The organism is Cystobacter fuscus, assembly GCF_002305875.1.
Lineage (GTDB): Bacteria > Myxococcota > Myxococcia > Myxococcales > Myxococcaceae > Cystobacter > Cystobacter fuscus_A.
In genome coordinates, this window is the sequence record NZ_CP022098.1 from 3932060 (window position 1) to 3949928 (window position 17869).

Genomic DNA, 17869 nt, shown 5'->3' on the forward strand with positions numbered 1-17869 from the left:
AGCGCTCCTGGCCGCGCGGGCTTCGCTCGCCGGATGGCCCACGCGCCTCTTCTCTATTTGAAGAACACCTTGCGGTGTTTGTGCCCGCCTCGGATATGGTTGGGGAAGTAGTTGACGCCGGCCACCTCCGTGCCGAACAGATCCTGCTTGAGCGCTCGGCCAGCGATGCGATCGTCGTAGATGAAATTGGTGCGATCCGGCGCCTCGTCGGCGGGAAACAGCACTGCGGTAAAATCAGCGTGGCCCACATCGGTGACGTCGCCGCTGATGCACCAGAGCTTGTTCTGAGACAAGAGCCAGATGTAGTTACGGTTCGCGAATCCAGCGACCGCCGAGTTGAACTGCTGCGAGGCTCTCCCATTCACGTCGCGAAGCGCCGCTCTGGGATCGAGGTTCGTCGGGAACTCCTTGGCGTGAAAGAAGAGACCGACATCCTGGGTGCGCGCGACGCCTCCTCCCGCCACGTCCACACGGACCAGGTGGGCATGGAACAGGTCCTGATCATCCAGTCGGTGGCCGTCGGTCGCGGCGATGAGATCGAACAGGCCGTAGAGAAACTTGTGGACGTGCTTGTCGGACTTCCGTCCGGGAGTGGCGGCGGCCGGGTTCAAGGCGCCGCTGGCGTGGTTCCAGATCTCGTTGGTCAGGGCCGTGAGCTTGGGCACCAGGGATTGCAGGATGACGTTCGTCGCTTGTTCGGCACTGCCGGGAAGAAAGCGCTGTGCCCGAACCAGGAGCGCTGGCAACTGGGGACAGGCCGGGAGTTCCCGAATCCATGCGCGAGCGGTCCCCTGAACGAGATCCCGAGCCATGCGCGCCGCGGCGGTCATGAGTTCAGCCCCAGGCTCATGAGGAGGGACATGCCGGGGAATGGTTCGAACATGGGCTTCTCCGAGGATTCGGAAGCAGGTGGCGAGAACGGCTTGGCTTACAGTACCACAGGCAACCTCGTTCCCGCTCATGGCCGGCTCAGTGTCAAAGGATTCGAAACTGGGAGTTCTTTGACACCCTCACTGCCCTCACTGCGGCCCACGAAGTACAATTCTCCGGCTATACTGGAGCAGGTCCCGACGCGAAACCAAAGACGCGCCGGGCCTCCCATGTGGTTGAAGGTGGCTTTTCGGAGACTCGAATGACCATCAACGTCAAGAACAGGCCGGCGCCGAGGACGCTCAACACGACGTCCACCCAGGCACCCGCGAAGTCGACGCCAACGGCCAAGAGCGACGCGGCGAATGGGACCGCGGGCGCGAGTCCGAGCCCGCAGGTCCAGCCGCAGAAGCCGTCCGCATCCGCCCCGCCCAGCTATCACCAGGACCAGCTCGGCAAACCGAAGGCGCCTGCCCAGGCGCCCTCGGGCAACGCGGTGTTCCAGTCAAGGCAAGACATCGCCACGCTCAACTCGCGGCGAGGCTCCGTGTTCTCGACCCGGCCCGCACAGGGAACTTCGGCCAGCTCCGCCCCCCTCGCCACGAGCGCCAGGCAAGCGCCCGCGAAATTCCAGCAGCTCGCGACGACGCACCAGGCGGAGATCACCGCATGGTCCGATCAGGCCAATAATCCGACCATCCAGAACTCCTCCGAGAAGGGGGGGGTCTGTGCCGCGATGGTCAATGAGTGGGCTCGCGCGGGCTCGGCGGGCCCCCAGCAGGAGGCCGACTTCCGCAAGCGCCTGAACGATGGCGACACCCAGCACTTCGTCGATCTGCAGCGCACGAGCAGGCAGAAGCATGAGCAGTTCATCAAGAACGACGACTTCCTCGAGAGCCACCCCATTGCGAACCACCTGAAATCAGACGTTCGCAATGAACTCAAGGCGGAGAACGACAAACACAATCAGACCATGAACGTCGCTGGTTTCAAGCCGGAGGACATGCTGTTCCCCGCCACCAAGCGCATCAACTCGAATGAGCACCTGGCCGAGATGGTGTCAGGCGCGATGCAGACCGCCAAGCCATTGGTCCCCGAGGGCACGAGCTTCTTCGCCAAGATGATGGTCACGGACAAGAATCAAACGGGGGGTCACGCCATCGGCGTCAAGATGACTCATCTGCCCGGTGGAAAGATGGAGTACTCGATGCTGGATCCCAACACGGGCGAGTTCTCGAAGATCCCCGAGCAGAATCTCAAGAACTTCATGACCGACCACATGAACAAGACGTATGGGAAGGACTATGTGGGAGGCGGTCTCTCACTGCATGCGATGATGCCGGGCTGAGGCCTGGGGGCTTGCCCCGGTGACGGGGCATTCCCGCGTTTCATCCGGAGCGGTCCCCGGGCAAGGTCGAGCCACCGCACGTTGACTGGAAGCGCCGCGGTTCGAGAAGACCGAGGCGTTTCGCTTTCGTACGCTCAGGTCGGCTAAATACTACGCGTGGGCTGCAGGACCGCCTCCGAGAGCGCCGACATGCGTACGGGATCGGCGACCGCGTACTCCGGATCGGCGATCATGTTCGCGAAGGCGCGCCGGCTCGGATAGCGGACCAGGGCGACGGTGTCCCAGGCCTGGCCCGGCTCCGCCGCGAGCGGCGTCATGCCGTCGCCCGCGTAGAGGATCTCCGCGCCGTAGCGCGCGACGAGCGGACCCGCCATCTGCAGGTATTTGAGATAGCGCTCCCGTCCGCCGTCGGGGCGGAAGCGGAGCAGGTTGAGCATGACGACCGGCGCGCCGTCGTCCTCGCGGAGGAAGCGATCGAGATCGGCGGGATTGAACGCAATCATTTGGATTCCTTTCGTTACTTGAGAGTCTGCTGCGGCACGTTACTGAAGAGGAGGATGCTCTTGATGCGATGCTCGCCGTCGAAGGCGACGACGTCGTAGCCCGTGAAGCCAGCGTTCCCCGCGGCGTCGACGAACTGCCAGGTGGCGATGGCGTTGTCTTCCCAGCCGAGCATCGCAACGAGGCGGAAGGAGCCACCCGGGCTCCGCGTCTGGAAGGCCCTGAGGTGGTCTGCCAGGTCGTCGATGCCGGTCCGCGGTTTCGTGGGGTTCGTGAAGACGATCCCCTCCGTGACGCTCGCATGCAGCAGCTGCAGCCGTCGGTCGTCCGGGATCGCCGACCACGCGGAGAGGAACTTCTCGTACGCGGCCACGCGGAAGTCCGTCATCGCGACCTGCTCCGTCATCGAGGTGCGCACCGCGGGCGTCGGCGGTGCGGTCGTGGCGCAGCCCGTCGCGAGGCAGAGCCCGACCGAGACGAGGAGCGCCCGCGCCCTTGCGGTGCCCAGCGCTCGGGCTGTACACCGCGGTCCATGAGCGCCATCGACTTCGAGGTCTCCGTTCCGCAGCTGCGATGCTTCATCGCCGTGGTGGACGCCGGCTCGGTCGCCGAGGCTGGTCGCCGCCTCGGGATGTCGGCGGCGAGCGTGTCGAAGGCGATCACCCGGCTGGAGGAGGGCGCCGGCGTGCGGCTCCTCCACCGGTCGACCCACGCGCTTTCTCTCACCGAGGCCGGAGAGGCGCTGCTCGAGCCGGCGCGCGAGGCCGTGCGCGCGGCGGAGGCCTTCGAGGATGCGGCCGGGCATGCCAGAGGCAGCGGCGACGCCGGCGTCGTGCGCCTCACTGCGGCGGTGGGGTTCGTCCGGCACGTCCTCGTGCCGATGCTTGGCGAGCTCGCGCGGCTTCATCCCGAGATCCAGCTCGACGTCCGCGCGACGAACGAGGTCCTCGATCTTGCCGACGACGGCATCGACCTCGCGATCCGATCTGGCTCCCTCGTCGGTCTGCCAGGCCACATCCATCAAACCTGGTTCACGTGCCCGTGGGTGATCTGCGCCGCGCCGAGCTACCTCGCCCGGCGACCCGCGCCGCGGACGATCTCGGAGCTCGACGAGCACGACCTCATCAGGTTCCGGAACCCCCAGAGCGGACAGATCCAGCCCTGGCCCCACCGGACGGTGGCCGGCACGACCGGGGGGACCTACGAGCCACGGGCGCGGTTCGCGTTCGACGACGGCGGCGCCGTCTGGGGTACGATGCTCGCGGGCGGCGGCATCGCATGCGTCCCGCTCTACATCGCGGCCGCCTCGCTCCGGAACGGCGCGGCAGTCGAGCTCCTCGCCGATTTCCGCGGCGCCGCCGCGACTGTGGTCATGCTGCGCCGGGATCGCCGGCTGACGCCCGGTCGCCTCTCTACGCTGATGGCCTTCCTGAGCGCGCGTGCCCCGGACTTCTCTGATCTCCTCTGACCCGCATCGTCTTGACATGCCGACGACTCTGGCAGCGTGCGCGCGGTCGCTGTAGCCCTCGGGCGGGCAGGGCAGTGTTGCCCTCGCGGCAGGACCGTCACGGCTTCCAGACGAGGAGCGTGGGACCGCGCGGGGCGAAATCGTTGTTCGTGGTCTCGCGCGTGTGCTGGATCTCGAGGGGGCTACCGGTTCGCCAGCCTCGTGGCGGGGCCGTGAGGGGCGCGACCTGGTCGGTCTTGGCAGGACTGTAAAGGTGGCGACCCGCGGAGGTTCTGTCGAGACTTGGCTACCCAACGTTGGGGTCCTGCCCCGACACCCCGCGCCGACTGTCCGGCGCGTCAGAGGCCTCTATCGCCGTTCACGTCGTCGTTCTCGTGCTGACGAGTCGTCTGACACCTGGGGCGACACCTGGGGCTGGGGCGGCCCCTGACGAGTCGTCTGATACCTGCGGCACCCTCCCACGACCGCATTCACTTCCGCGCGCCTACGAGTCGTCTGACACCCTTCCTGGGACACCCTTCCTGGCTCCAATCCACCAACTTTCCGAGTTTTTTGGACAGGTTGGCGCGCAGGTACTGCATGAAGGAGGCGTGCTCAGCCTCCGCGCCCACACCAGCAGGTGAATTAGTTCTCCGAAATCTTCGAGCCCTTGATGATCACGTCTCCGCTGGCGGTAATTTCAATCTTCGCGCCCTTGATGACCACGTCACCATTCTTCTTCACCTGCAGGGTGGCGGAGCCGACCTTGAGGGTGAACTGTTCCTGGGCGACCAGCGACAGCTCCTTGGCGGATAGCGTGTAGGAGTCCTTGACGGCGTGGTTGAGTTTGCCGCCTACGCTCAGCAGCAGGTCCTTTCCCACCTTGAGGGTGCGGGATTTGTCGACCTGCTCGGACATGTCTCCTCCTACTTGGAGGGTCCGCGAGCCCTTGACCGTCTCGGACTTCTTCGCGCCCACCACCTCTACCTTGGCACCGCCCACCTGCTCGGACTTGAGGCCGCCCACGAGTTGGTTGAGTGCTCCACCCACCGTGACGGCATAGGCCCCGCCCACGTTGAGCATCTTCCCCAGACCCACCGTCTCTGCCGAGGCCAGTGACACCGATACATTCTGGTTGCCACCGACCTGGATGGATTGGTCCCCCATCACGGACTCGGTGTGGTTGCCCGTCACCGTGGTCGAGCGGTCCTTGACTACCTCCAGGCTCTGGTTGCCGCCGATCACGGTGTCATCGTTCTTCTTCACCTCGAGCGACTGGTTGCCCTCGATGGTGCGGCTGCGGTCCTTCTTCACGAGCAGCGTCTCGTTGCCGCGGACTTCCTGCGTCTTGTCGTTCTCCACGACGATTTGGAAGTCCTTCTGGGCGTGCAGGTAGATCTGCTCCGCGCCCGCGGCATCCTCGATGCGCAGTTCGTTGTAGCCGTTGCCCCCTGGGCTGGAACTGGAGCGCAGCGTGCTCTGGGTCTTATCCCGGGGCAGATCGATGGGAGGCGGGTTCTGGCCGTTGTAGACGCTCCCGGTGACGATGGGACGATCAGGGTCCCCCTCGAGGAACTCCACCACCACTTCTTGCCCGATGCGCGGCAGGTAGAGCGCCCCCCAGCCCGGCCCAGCCCAGGCCTGGCTCACGCGGATCCAGCAGGAACTCCTGTCATCTCCCTTGCCCTCACGATCCCAATGGAATTGGACCTTGATACGGCCGTGTTCGTCGGTGTGGATTTCCTCTCCTGGGGGCCCCACGACGATGGCCGTCTGTGCGCCCGCGATAAAGGGGTGTCGGGTGTCTCGTGGCGGGCGGTAGGGGACCTGGGCGGACAGGCAGGTGAACTCGTTGTGATAGCCCTCCTTGCTGCCCGGCTGGGCCTGCTCGAAGGTGAGGACCTCGGGCTGGCGGCCCACGTGCTTTACGGAGAGCACGAGATAGCTCCGGTTGAACGCGCCCACCGGATGCTCGTCCAATTCGAAGCTGTAGCCCGTGCACAGGCGCCGGCAGTTGCTGGCACCCGCCAGGTGCTCCACGCGCGCGCGGAGTTCCTCCAGGCGCACCTTGGCGAGCGCCTTGCCCGCGCCGGGTTCCTCGTAGCGGGCGGGGTAGTCGTAGATCTCAAGCGCCGTCTCGCCCTCGTCGGCGGTGGCGGTGAGATCCTGCCCTGGCCGCACGAAGTTGAAGTCTCGCAATGCCACCGCGCCGGGCTGGACCTGCATCTGAGAGGAGAACGCATGCACGGATTCGCTTCCCGCCACCAGCTTGCTGCGCTCACGGAAAACGAGGCGGGCATCTCCGGTCATGGCCGGGCAGGTGAGGGACGTGTCGCTCAGCACCATCAGGTGTGAGTCCTCAGCGTGCTCGAAGTAGTAGAAGATGCCCTCTTCCTCGAGCAGCCGTTGCACGAACTCCAGGTCCGATTCGCGGTACTGCACGCAGTAGTTTCGGGGGGGATAGGAGCCCTTGAGTGACAGCTTGTGCTCCACCATCGCCTCGTTGAGCACCTTGTGGACGATGTCCGGGACGGTCATCTCCTGGAAGATGCGGCTGCGGCGGGTATGGCGGAGAGTCCAGAGGCGGGGAACTAACGTGACGCGGTGGCGCTGCTGTTCCGGGGACCGGCCAGCCTCCCACCGGGCGACGCGCACCACGATGCCCTGGAAGAAACGCGCCGTTCCATCACCGAGCTGCACCGTCAGAAGCGCACGCTGGCCCAACAGGGCCTTGTCGTCCACCTCCACGTCAGGCGGAGCCGCGAGGGTCACCTCGACGGAATAGGGCTGGGAGAGGAACTCGTTGGCCTCGAAGCCCACGACAGCGAGATCCCCCGCGGCATGCGGTCCGACCTGGAACTCGAATTCGGCTTGATTTGCCTGGAGTGCGGCATTCGCGATCACGAAGTCCCCCTTCGTCTCATGGGTCTGGATGGGTTCAAAGCACGTCCCGTCGCCGCCGCGCAATGGAGCACCGTGTGCTTCTAGCGACGTTGCCCCAGCTTGTGTTCCCGTGACCAAAGGGTGTTCAATCCAGGTGGGGGCTTTGTGGTATGGTTCCATTCCAGTCCTAGAAAGAGGGGGGTCCGTGAGCCAGACCCGAATTCCTGCCTTTTCCTTCAAGGTGGGGTCTCACGAGGCGGAGAGCCTGTCAGTCAGTCACATCTCGGGTCGAGAGGGGCTCAACCGCCTCTATGAGTTCCAGGTGGGCTTCCATCCTCTGGGAGACGAGCCACTGGACGCGCAGGAGTTGTTGGGGACCGAGGCGTTCCTGACGGTGCTTCTGCCCGAGGGCAAGACGCGTCATGTGCATGGGTGGGTGCGCGCGGTGGACACGCTGGGCCAGCAGGGGGGGCGCTGGCGATACCAAGTCTGGGTGGTGCCCAGGGCGTGGTGGCTCACGCGGGTGCAGCACAGCCGTATCTTCCAGGGCAAGACGGTGCCGCAGATCGTGAAGACGGTGCTGGAGGAGAGGGGCGTGAAGGTGATGCTGTCGCTGAGCGACAGCTACGAGGCACGCGAGTACTGCACGCAGTATCGGGAGACGGACTTCGCCTTCGTGAGCCGGCTGATGGAGTGGGAGGGTCTCTTCTACTTCTTCCAGCACTCGGAGGCGGGGCACGTGCTGGTGGTGGGCGACAAGCCCAACGTGCACGAAGTGCTGCCGGGCGGAGCGAAACTGCCGCTGCGAGAGAACGATGGACGGGCGGAAGACGAGGAATACCTCTCGTCACTCCAGAGGGTGCACCGGCTGCGACCTGGAAAGTTGCACCTCAAGGACTACGACTTCGAGAAACCCGCGCTGGACGTGTCGGGCAAGGCGCAGGACATCTCCAACGGCCAGGACGCGCTGGAGGTGTACGACTACCCGGGAGAGTACGTCGCCCTGGCGGTAGGAAAGGGCACGGCGAAGGTGCGCCTGGAAGAGGCGGTGCAGGCGGCGCGTACCTTGGAGGGAGAGGGCGTGTGCCCGCGACTGACTCCAGGTTACCGCTTCGAGGTGGAGGACGACGGCACCCACGCGGGCGAATACGTGGTGGTGGAGGTGGTGCACTCGGGCCAGCAACCGGAGGCGCGCGGAAGCCGCGAGGCGCTGGGCAAGCTGTACCGCAACAGCTTCAAGTGCATGCCGGCCAAGGTGCCTTTCCGGCCGAGACGGACCACAGCAATGCCGCACATCCCCGGGTTGCAGACGGCGACAGTGGTGGGGCCGGGGGAAGAGGAAATCCACACGGACGAGCACGGGCGCATCAAGGTGCAGTTCCACTGGGACCGGGAGGGCCAGCGGGACGACAAGGCCTCGTGCTGGGTGCGGGTGGGGCAGGCGTGGGGAGGCCCGGCTTGGGGCGCCCTCTACCTGCCGCGCATTGGCCAGGAAGTGGTGGTGCGCTTCCTGGAGGGCAACCCGGACCGGCCGCTGATTGCCGGCACCGTGTACAACGGGAGCAACCCGACGCCTTACGTGCTGCCGGACGAGAAGACGAAGTCCACACTCAAGAGCGCCTCCAGCCTGGGCAGCGACGGCTTCAACGAATTCCGCATCGAGGACGCAGTTGGTAAAGAGGAGATCTTCGTGCATGGGCAGAAGGACGAGGAGCTCCTCACCGAGAACGACAAGGATCAGGAAGTGCGTGGCTACGAGGAGCTGCTGGTGAAGAAGGACCGCTCCCGCACGGTGGAGGGCAACCAGTTCCTCTTTGTTGCTCTTGAGGATGACAGCTTCGTGGAGGGGAACCAATCGCTGACGGTGCGCGGGAACCGCACCACCGACACCAACGGGAGCCACAGCGAGTCGGTGGAAGGCAACCAGGCCATCACCGTAGTGAAGAACTTCACGGCGACCGTCACGCAGGCGGCCTCGGAGTCGGTGGGGGCCGCCAAGGCCCTCACCGTTGGCGCGGGCTACATCGTCAACGTGGCGCTGGCCTTCAACGAGGCCGTTGGCGGCCTCAAATCCGAGCAGATTGCTGGAGCGCACACCGAGTATGTCATCGGCAGCCGCCAGGAGATCGTCTCCAAGGACAGTGATCTCAAGGTCTCCAAGGGGTACGCGACGGAGGTGAAGGGGCAGTTCAACCAAACGGTGGGCGAGGACCAGAAGCAAGACATCGGAGCCGAGTCCCAGCTGGAGGTCACCGAGGCCGTGGCCTGGCTGGCCAAGACGTTCTCCCTCCAGGCCGACAAGGTCTCGCTCATCGTCAACGAAAAGCTCATCCTCTCCATCGAGAAGTCCGGCAACGTCCAGCTCTTCGCCCAATCGCTCACCCTGGAGGGCTCGGAGGTCAAGATGAAGGGTGCCAAGGTCAAGAAGCTGTCGGCCGGCTCCCTCAAGGACAAGTCCGCCAAGCTCAAGGACATCGAAAAGCTGGAGGACGCCAAGCTCGGCCCCATGGAGTTCCAGCTCAAGGGCCCTGATGGCAAGGCCCTCGCGAACGTCGCCTATGAGGTGGAACTGCCGGATGGCACCCTCAAGAAGGGTCGGCTCGATGGCAGTGGGCGCGCGAAGCTGGAGGATGTCCCCCCTGGCCAGTGCCGCATCTCCTTCCCTGACCTTGAGGCGGGCGTCTTCAAGACCTGACGCTCCCTCCTCTCCCTTCCCCTCCTCCTCTCCCCTACACCATGAAGACCTATATCGTCCAGGACGGTGATACTCCCCAGGCCATCGCTTCCCTGTTTGGGTTCAAGCAATGGAGCAACATCTACGAGCACAAGGCCAATGAGAAGCTCCGAGGCCAGCGCGGCCCCAACGAGCTGAAGACGGGGGACGAGGTCAGCATTCCCGACGCCTATTGCGAGCTGATGAGCGGTTCGAGCGCCGTGCTCCAGTCCTCGAAGCTGGTGTCCCTGCCACCAGTCGTCATCGATGCGCACATGCACATCATGAGCGGCAACTGCCTGCCGTTCCCGGTGCTCAACTACACCCAGCTCGAGGTCAAGGCCCGCTTCATGGCCAACCCCAGTGGCTCACGCCGGACCCTCAATACGGTGGGCAATGTCTTCAGCTTCATCCCCATGCTGCGCATTGCCGGCTGGTCCCACCGCTCGACGCTGAAGATCGGCCACGACACCATCAAGAGCAACGACAGCCTCCCCGCCACCCTCCACAAGAGCCCCTCCACCCAGCACCTGCGCGAAGGGAAGAAGTCCTTCCTGGGCATCTCCATCGCGCTTCCCATGGACATGGACCTCTGCCACCTCGATGGCTACAAGGGCAGGAGCGTCTACGAGGTGGAGCCCCAGCCCGGCGGCGACCCGCGCTACACCTTCAACGTTCGGCTCACGGGGCACCTTGATGAGCGCGAGGACAAGCTCTACGCCCACCCCCTCGAGTGGCGCGCCTACCAGAAGTGGTCCGAGCAGGTGCTGGAGACGAAGCTGGCGTGCAGCTCCAATCCCCTGCGGCTCATTCCCATGTACCACTACGAGCCGCGCCGCTTCATCCAGTGGAATGGCAAGAGCGCGACACTCGCCGACAACTGGGACGCCCCCTTCAAGCACGTGGCCACAAAGGAGAGGGAGGGCCTCTTCGCCGGCTTCAAGATGTACACGCCGCAGGGGTACACGCCCACCGACACGCGTGTCCCCAGCCTGGAGAAATTCTTCGCTCAGTGCGTCAAAGAGGACATCCCCATCATGACGCACTGCACGCCCAGCGGGCACTACACGCACGACCGCAAGCTCTTCATCGATCTTGACCCGGCGGCGGCGGCGGGCCTCAGTCCGGCGGACAAGGAAGCCTACAAGGAAGCCTCGGAGAAGCGAGGGAAGTACCTCGACGCCAAGGGGGACTTCGAGAAGGCGGAGAAGAAGTTCGCCGGCTACATGCGCGAGTACGGACTACCCCAGGATGCTTATGCCTGGAACATGCAGGGCGAACTCGTGCCCATGATGCCCGTGTCGTTTCCCACGGATCCCGAGTACTGGAAGGCCTGCGAGGAGTACCAGAAGGCACTCTCGGACTACGACGCTGCCTACGAGTCCTACGAGGAACTCGCGCGGGAACTCCGCCTCACCAGGTCCGACCCCAAGCGCCTCAAGTACTTCAAGGAGAAGTACCTGCACCCGGATGCCTGGGCACCGCTCATGGAGAAGAACTCCAAGCTGCGCCTGTGCCTGGCGCACTTCGCCTCCGACAAGCACATCTGGTGGGGCTACCACGACAACCCCGGTGGGCCATGCCAGGATGGGGATGGCATCACGTACGACCGCAACTGGGTCACTGCCATCGTCGAGCTTTGCGAGAAGTACGACAACTTCTACACGGATCTCTCGTACCTGCCACTCATGCGCTCCATCACGCCGCACAGCATGCCGGAGAAGGAGCAGAAGCGTTACGAGAAGCAGGCGGACGCCGTGCGTTACTGGAAAGCCCTGGTAAAGGTGTGCCAGCACGAGCACATGCTCCGGAAGATCATGTTCGGCACTGACTGGTACATGATCCTCGCCGAACCCATGGGCTATCAGGAGTGGTTCAAGGAGGCCATGGAAGGGCTGGCGCTGGTGGAGAAGGAACTGAAGCTGCCGCGCAAGGTCAACCTCTTCTACCAGTTCGCCATCGTCAACCCGATGCGCTTCTATGGCCTGGGGCGGATCGCCGACAACCTGAAGAAGGGAATCGAGACCTTCATGAACGGCCCCGCGGTGGACAAGCGCATGAAGAAGAAGCACTTCCAGGACACTCCGGAGAAGCTCCGGCGCAACCACACCATCCTCAAGAACCTCGCGGTGATCCTCGACACGCTGGAGAAGGAAGCGGGAGATAAAGGAGCCCTTCTTTATGAAGATCAGGTGCGTTTCGTGAACGTACTCGCCGACTTCTGAATCGGGACTCCCATGTCTGCTCTCTCCGAGCTTGCCGTCCTCAGCAAGAGCCAACCCTTCCCCGTGCCCCCCAGCAGCTACCCGCTCCCGGTGGACCCGGACATGCTGGCCGTCCTCATGCCCACGCCCCGGCCCGGCGCGGTCGCCGCCATCCTGTTGGATGACACGCTGCGACTGGTGCAGCTCGGCGACACCGGGGCCAGCCTCACCAAGGTTGCCAAGAACTACATCCCCATGGTGTCCGCGGGAAACCTGGAGGGCGTCTCGCCAGCGGTGCTGCCTGACACGTGTGCCTATCTCCAGTCCCGCTCGCTCATCCTCTACAATCTCGCCCAGAAGCAGCCTCAGCTATTCATGGTCACGCACTCGCTGGACGAGAGCGCCACCTGGGGCCGCTGGTTGTCAGTGGAGCCCCGGCGGCTCGCCGTCCAGTTCCGTGACATGACGAACTACCTTGACACCGACACAGTCCAGTTCCGCCTGCGCGTGCTCGACGTGACCGGGCCGGAAGCGAAGAAGCTCGGCGAGCTCGACCTGGGCACCTCTGGGGACTTCGAGTGGGATGCCGGCAATGGGGTGCTGGTGTTGTGGCAGGGCCAGCAGGTTCGCGCCTACGGGCCGGATCTCGTGGCTCCCATCGAGCACCCGTTGTTGGCCGCGCTCGGAGGGCTGCTGTCGGCGAGCCTTCTGTTGGACGAACTGCGACTGCACCCCACGCGCCCCCTGGCCGTCTTCACCGTTCGGGGAAACGATCCCACCGGCAAGGACGCCTGCTCGCTCTGGAGAGCCACCTGGGCCGAGGGCGAGGCGAAGCTGGTGCCGCTTGCGGGCTACTCGTCGCTTGAGAGCGTCCGCCTGGGCGAGTTCGCCCCTGAGGGCGGCTGGCTGGCGTACAGCAGCACGTCGAAAAGCCTCACTCGCTTCTACGTCCAACAGGTGGAGGCGACACCGGGCCCTCCCTTCGCGCTGGGCTCCGTCGAGAACGTGGACCTGCTGTGTTGGACACGTGCTCCCCTGGCCCTGGCCGCCCTGGCACCCGATACCCAGACCGTCACCCGTTGGAACTTCGGCAGGCTGCCCGCCGCGAAGGGGGCAGATGCCAAGACGCCCACGAAGTGAGGGCTCAAACCTGGAGTTTCGCGGACTTGCTGCGAGGCTACATGGCTTCTGTTTTTCTCCGAAGCCCTCCAGCGTCAAGCTGGCAGCAAGCGAAGGGGCTCGCTTCTGGCGTCCATCCGAGCGGGCGTTCGTTGTCCGTGCGTGAGAGGGCGGGGCTCAACCTCCGTGCCATGATATATACGGCGGGAGGGTAGCCAGCGTGCCGCACGCGGAACTCCAGAACGAAATGCCCTTTGCCTTCGAGCAGGTGTACGTCGCGGACGAGGATGGCCGGCCGCTGCTTGTGCTCGTGGTGAAGGCCACCTACGACCTCCGCAAGGACGGGCTCCACCTGGCGGAGACGCAGGTGCCGGTCGACCTCGGAGGCAAATCCTGGGGAGAGCCCGGCGAGTCCAGCTACAAGTTCGAGCCGGAGGGCGCCTTCTTCAAGCCAGCCACGGACGTGGCGCTCATTGGCCACGCGTACCCTCCCGCGAAGGGCGCCACCGAGACCCTGGTGGCACTGCAGGTGGGCCCCCTGAAGAAGGCCATCCGGGTGCTGGGCGAGCGCGTCTGGTTCAGGAGCATGGGGCGCGTGGCCGTGACCCCGCCGCTTGCCTTCGAGAAGCTACCCCTCACCTGGGAGCGTGCCTTCGGCGGTTGGGACCGGATGGATTCCGCGAGCCCCACCTTCGAGCCGCGCAACCCAGTGGGGGTGGGCTTCCGCGCCAGCCCACGCCACTTCGAAGAGGGGCTGAGGTTGCCCAACCTGGAGGACCCGGCGGAGCCGCTGCGCGAGTTCGGCCAGCACGTGACGCCCGTGGGCTTCGGCTTCACCGCGCCCCACTGGCAGCCACGAGCGAGGTATGCGGGCACCTATGACGAGGCGTGGAACAAGACGCGCAAGCCGCTGCTGCCCACCGACTTCGACCGGCGCTTCTTCAACGCCGCCGCGCCGGGCCTCGTCGTCCCGGGCTACCTGAAGGGGGACGAGGCTGTCGTCCTCGTGAACGCCTCGCCCCGGGGCCGGCTCTCCTTCATGCTCCCGCGCCAGGCGCCTCCGGCCATCACCGTCCGCCTGGGAGGACCCATTGTCCCGGAGATGCACCTGGACACAGTCATCCTGGACACGGATGCTCACCAGGTGATGCTCCTCTGGCGGGGGCACGTTCCGTTGGACAGAGGACCCCATGACGTCCGGAGTATCGACATCCGGATGGTGTAGACTGGACGCGCCACGCTCAATCGAGGCCCGCCATGGCGAACACCGTCGGTGTCAACAAGCTCTCCGTGGTGACGAAGGACAGCAATGGCGTCACCATGGCCTTCCCGGACGTCTGCAAGACGCCTGGTCCGGGTGGCCCCATTCCCATTCCCTACCCCAACGTCGCGAAGTCCTCGGACTCCGCCAAGACGGCCGACTCCGTCACCGTGGCGGGCAAGCCCCTGTGCGTGAAGGACTCGAACTTCAGCACCAGCACGGGTGACGAGGCCGGCACCGCGGGGGGAGGGGTGGCCTCCAGCAAGACCAAGGGCAAGGCCGAGTTCGTCAACTTCTCCTTCGACGTGAAGGCGGAGGGAAAGAACGTCGCCCGCGCGCTGGACCTGATGCTCCACAACGACAAGAACACCCCGCCCGCCCCCCTGGTGCAGCCCCCCGTGGTGGCGCTCGGCAAGAGCGAGGAGAAGCCCAAGTGCCCCTGCTGTGGGAGGCCTCGGAAATGAGCGCCAACTGCCTGTTCCTCGCGCTGCCCCAGACTGCCTGGGAGCAGCTCCGGAGCGAGCCGCGGACCGGGCTCGACGTGCCCTCCTCCCCGGTCCTCTATGAGGAAGAGGAGGGGGGCTATGCTTTCCGCGGGCTGACGCTCCAGGAGGATGTCGTGGACGCGCTCCGGTTTCTCCTGGGAGAGGCGGAGGAGCCAGGGAGCAGCGTGCCCTTCGTGGCGACCCGGGCTTCGGCTCGTCCCATCGATGAGGCGGTGGGCCAGCCAACGCCGCTCGATGGCCAGGCCTGGTACCTGTCTCCCGACGAGGTCCGGCGGGTCGAAGTGGGGCTGGCGCGGGTGACCGCCCTGGAACTCGCCTCTCGGTTCGACGCCGAGGAACTGGAGGACTCCGGTCTCGCGAAGCTCGCCGAGGGACTCGACCACCTGGAGCCGTGGATGGAGGAGGACCTTCCGGCGCTCCAGCAGTCCTACGCGGAACTGGTGGAGTACTTCCAGCGGGCGGCAGAGCGGCGCGAGGGCATGCTGGTGCTGCTGGAGGATGGCCCGGTCTCGGCGCTCGATCTGGGCATGGAGTGAGGCGGCCATGGCGTACCCGGAGGTGACTCCCCACTGGGAACTGTACGAGGTCCACCTCGACGAGGCGGAGTACCTCGGAACCCAATGGGAGAACGCGCTCACGGCACCGGACCGGTACCTGGTCCACGTGGCGCAGCGCGAGGCGCGACTGCTGGCGCATGTGGATGCGCTGGCGCTCGGTGGAGGCGAGCTGTCCCGGCGCTACCTGCTGCCCGCCCTCGCGGCCGAAGAGACTCCCCGTGTCAGCGCCACCGCGCTCGCCCTGCTCCAACAGGAGGGCACCGCCGGGCGTGACGCCGTCCTGGCCGCGCTGACGGAAGGGCCGCCCGAGGCGCTGCCGGGCCTCCAGCGCGCGCTGGAGCTCTGTGGGCGCGAGGACGTGCTCCCGGGACTGACGGCGTTGCTCACGCCGGACACCGCTTCCGCCGTGACCGCCGTGGCGCTGGAGGTGCACGCGGCGCACGGGTGTCTTCCTTCCGTGGCGCTCGAGTCCTGGTTGGCGCACCCGGAGCCCGCCGTGGTGGCCGCGGCGTGCCGCGTGCTGCCCTTCACGGGCACCGCGCTCACCGCCCCCGTGCAGCGCCGGTGGGCCCAGGCGCTGGAGTCGTCCGAGCCGCTCATCCGCGATGCGGCCCTGGCATCCGGGGCGGTGCTCGGGCAGCGCGTCGCGTGGACGCGCTGCAGGCAAGTGGTGGAGGCCTCGGGGGCGTCGGGTCGCCTGCCGCTGCTGCTGCTGGCACTGGGGGGGAACACGCGGGAACAGGCGCTGCTCATGGAACTGCTCGGCGAGCCCCGTGCTCGCGCGGACGCTGTCTGGGCGCTGGGCCATGGTGGTCGGCCCGAGGCCGCGGACGCCTGCCTGAGGCTGCTGGAGGACGGGGACGCCCACGTGGCGCGGCTGGCCACGGAGGCGTTCGTCGCCATCACCGGCTTCCCCTTGGAGGACGCCCACTTGCTCGCGGAGGAGGAGCCCCCGGAGGACGAGTCCCCCGATGCTCCCCTCCTGCTGGATGTGGAGAAGACGCTGCCGCGAGCGGCTCCCGAGGCCGTGCGCGACTGGTGGGCTCGTCAGCGCGAGCAGCGGCGCTTCGCACCCGGGACGCGCTACCTCGCCGGTGTCCCCTTCTCCGCCACGGCGTTGCTCCAGTCCTTCGCCACGGTACCCGCGCGGCGCTGGTCCGCCCTGGCGTTGGAGCTGGCCATCCGGAGCCGTGGCCGCCACATCGTCTCCGCGCGCGACTTCAGCTTCCGACGCCACCGGCGGCTGGCGACGGTCCATGGCTTCGCTCCACGCGGGGAGCAGCCCTTCTCGTCCCTGCTGGATTCGTGAGCGCGAGCGCCTCCATGCCTCCCCCCCTGAATGCCGCCGAGCCCGCAGTCACCCAGCGCATCCACGCCTTCGTCGAGGCCGCGGGCATGGGCTCGCCCCTGGGGCCCTTCGTCCAGGCCTGCGCGGCGTTCCGCGCGGGCCTGGACCGCTTCGAGGGGGCACGAGACTTCCACTACTTCGCGGGCGAGGAGAACACACGGCTGGATCTGAAGGTGTCCGCCCTGCCGTCGGCCACGTTCGGCTTCGCCGGTGCCGGAAGACTGGTGGCCATCGCCTGCGAGACGTTCCAGGATCTGCGCGCCCGGCTGCCGGAATGCACCCTCACGCGCGACACCCCCCTCTTCCTGGCACTGCCGGATCCGCTGGACCTGGGGATGGCGATGTCCCCGGAGCTGGAGCGCAACGCGGCGCGGCGGCTGGAGTCCCTGGGGCGGCGGGTGCTGTCCATCACCTTCGAGAACCTGGGCTGGCCCTGGCCCGGAGGCCCCTGGCACTTCTTCGGCGGCGGACACGTGGGGTTTGCCCGAGCGCTCCAGTCCGCCGGAGCCTGGATGGCCGGCAGCGCCAGACGGGCCTGCGTGGTGGCGTCCGTGGACAGCTTGCTGGACGCGGGACTGCTCGAGACGCTCCTGCTCCAACAGCGCGTGAAGACCGAGGAGCAGCCGGTGGGCTTCACTCCGGGCGAGGCGGGCGTGGCGATGCTGTTGCGCGTCCCCGGCCGCGCCCCGGCCGACCTGCCCCAGGGCCGCCCTCTGGTGGAGGCCGTGAGCCTGGGGCAGGCACCCGCGGAGGCTCCGGGTGATGCTCGCATGCTGGCCTCGTGCGTGCGCGCGCTGAGATCGTTCTTGCCCGGCGAGGCCGGGGAGCCCTTCTGGGTGAGCGACCACAACGGCGAGGAACTCCGGGCCATGGAGTGGGGCATGCTCCAGACGCTGCTCCGGGCGGAGCCCCCCCACTGGGCGTCCTTTGAGGCCTGGTACACCGCCACGGGCTTCGGGGAGACCGGGGTGGCCTCCGGGGCACTGGGGGTGTGCTTGGGAGCCCGGGCCCTGGAGCGCGGGTACGCGCCAGCTCGAGCGGGTATAATCCTGTCCTCCGACGAGAGCGGCGAGCGTGCCGCCGTGCTGCTGGCGTCCACGGCCACCTGAGCG

The 17869-nt window shown here is 66.3% G+C and carries 14 protein-coding genes; 10 read left to right on the top strand and 4 right to left on the bottom strand.

Going from position 1 to position 17869, the window contains the following annotated elements:
* Positions 1-53 precede the first annotated feature (53 nt).
* Positions 54-830, bottom strand: coding sequence for a hypothetical protein (locus tag CYFUS_RS16180; RefSeq protein WP_157758471.1), 777 nt, complete (start codon positions 828-830; stop codon positions 54-56).
* A gap of 302 nt (positions 831-1132) precedes the next feature.
* Between CYFUS_RS16180 and CYFUS_RS16185 the strand changes: the two genes are divergently transcribed.
* On the top strand, positions 1133-2218 hold the full coding sequence (locus tag CYFUS_RS16185; protein WP_095986046.1) for a hypothetical protein: 1086 nt from the start codon (positions 1133-1135) through the stop codon (positions 2216-2218).
* Between the two features lie 143 nt (positions 2219-2361).
* Here the strand turns inward: CYFUS_RS16185 and CYFUS_RS16190 are convergent, their stop codons facing one another.
* Together CYFUS_RS16190 and CYFUS_RS50615 are read right to left on the bottom strand one after the other, a co-directional pair.
* Positions 2362-2721: a DUF1330 domain-containing protein gene (locus CYFUS_RS16190; RefSeq protein ID WP_198316590.1), complete on the bottom strand. Its 360-nt coding sequence runs from the start codon at positions 2719-2721 to the stop codon at positions 2362-2364.
* 14 nt (positions 2722-2735) lie between these two features.
* Entirely contained in the window at positions 2736-3125 is a 390-nt protein-coding gene (locus CYFUS_RS50615) for a nuclear transport factor 2 family protein (RefSeq protein ID WP_198316591.1), read from the bottom strand.
* A gap of 126 nt (positions 3126-3251) precedes the next feature.
* On the opposite strand from CYFUS_RS50615, the gene CYFUS_RS16195 reads away from it, so the two are divergent.
* Positions 3252-4187: a LysR family transcriptional regulator gene (locus tag CYFUS_RS16195; RefSeq protein WP_198316592.1), complete on the top strand. Its 936-nt coding sequence runs from the start codon at positions 3252-3254 to the stop codon at positions 4185-4187.
* A 624-nt stretch (positions 4188-4811) separates the two neighbouring features.
* Here the strand turns inward: CYFUS_RS16195 and CYFUS_RS16200 are convergent.
* Positions 4812-7070, bottom strand: a complete 2259-nt coding sequence (locus CYFUS_RS16200) for a type VI secretion system Vgr family protein (RefSeq protein WP_095986048.1) — start codon at positions 7068-7070, stop codon at positions 4812-4814.
* A gap of 184 nt (positions 7071-7254) precedes the next feature.
* Here CYFUS_RS16200 and CYFUS_RS16205 point away from each other — a divergent pair, with 184 nt between their 5' ends.
* The 8 genes from CYFUS_RS16205 (at position 7255) to CYFUS_RS16240 (ending at position 17866) form a co-directional block, all read left to right on the top strand.
* Entirely contained in the window at positions 7255-9744 is a 2490-nt protein-coding gene (locus CYFUS_RS16205) for a type VI secretion system Vgr family protein (protein ID WP_232537601.1), read from the top strand.
* 41 nt (positions 9745-9785) lie between these two features.
* A complete protein-coding gene (locus CYFUS_RS16210) occupies positions 9786-11987 on the top strand; it encodes an amidohydrolase family protein (RefSeq protein ID WP_095986050.1) in 2202 nt (733 codons plus the stop codon).
* 12 nt (positions 11988-11999) lie between these two features.
* Positions 12000-13106: a hypothetical protein gene (locus tag CYFUS_RS16215; RefSeq protein WP_095986051.1), complete on the top strand. Its 1107-nt coding sequence runs from the start codon at positions 12000-12002 to the stop codon at positions 13104-13106.
* A 199-nt stretch (positions 13107-13305) separates the two neighbouring features.
* Positions 13306-14310, top strand: coding sequence for a DUF2169 family type VI secretion system accessory protein (locus CYFUS_RS16220; RefSeq protein ID WP_232537602.1), 1005 nt, complete (start codon positions 13306-13308; stop codon positions 14308-14310).
* 32 nt (positions 14311-14342) lie between these two features.
* A complete protein-coding gene (locus CYFUS_RS16225; protein WP_095986052.1) occupies positions 14343-14810 on the top strand; it encodes a DUF4150 domain-containing protein in 468 nt (155 codons plus the stop codon).
* Positions 14780-15388: a DUF1877 family protein gene (locus tag CYFUS_RS16230; RefSeq protein ID WP_095986053.1), complete on the top strand. Its 609-nt coding sequence runs from the start codon at positions 14780-14782 to the stop codon at positions 15386-15388. Before CYFUS_RS16225 ends, CYFUS_RS16230 begins: the two co-directional genes overlap by 31 nt.
* Positions 15389-15395: 7 nt before the next feature.
* Positions 15396-16718, top strand: coding sequence for a TIGR02270 family protein (locus tag CYFUS_RS16235; protein ID WP_157758474.1), 1323 nt, complete (start codon positions 15396-15398; stop codon positions 16716-16718).
* Between the two features lie 14 nt (positions 16719-16732).
* Positions 16733-17866 (top strand): hypothetical protein, encoded by a 1134-nt coding sequence (locus CYFUS_RS16240; protein WP_157758475.1) that lies wholly within the window; start codon positions 16733-16735, stop codon positions 17864-17866.
* Positions 17867-17869: the final 3 nt, after the last annotated feature.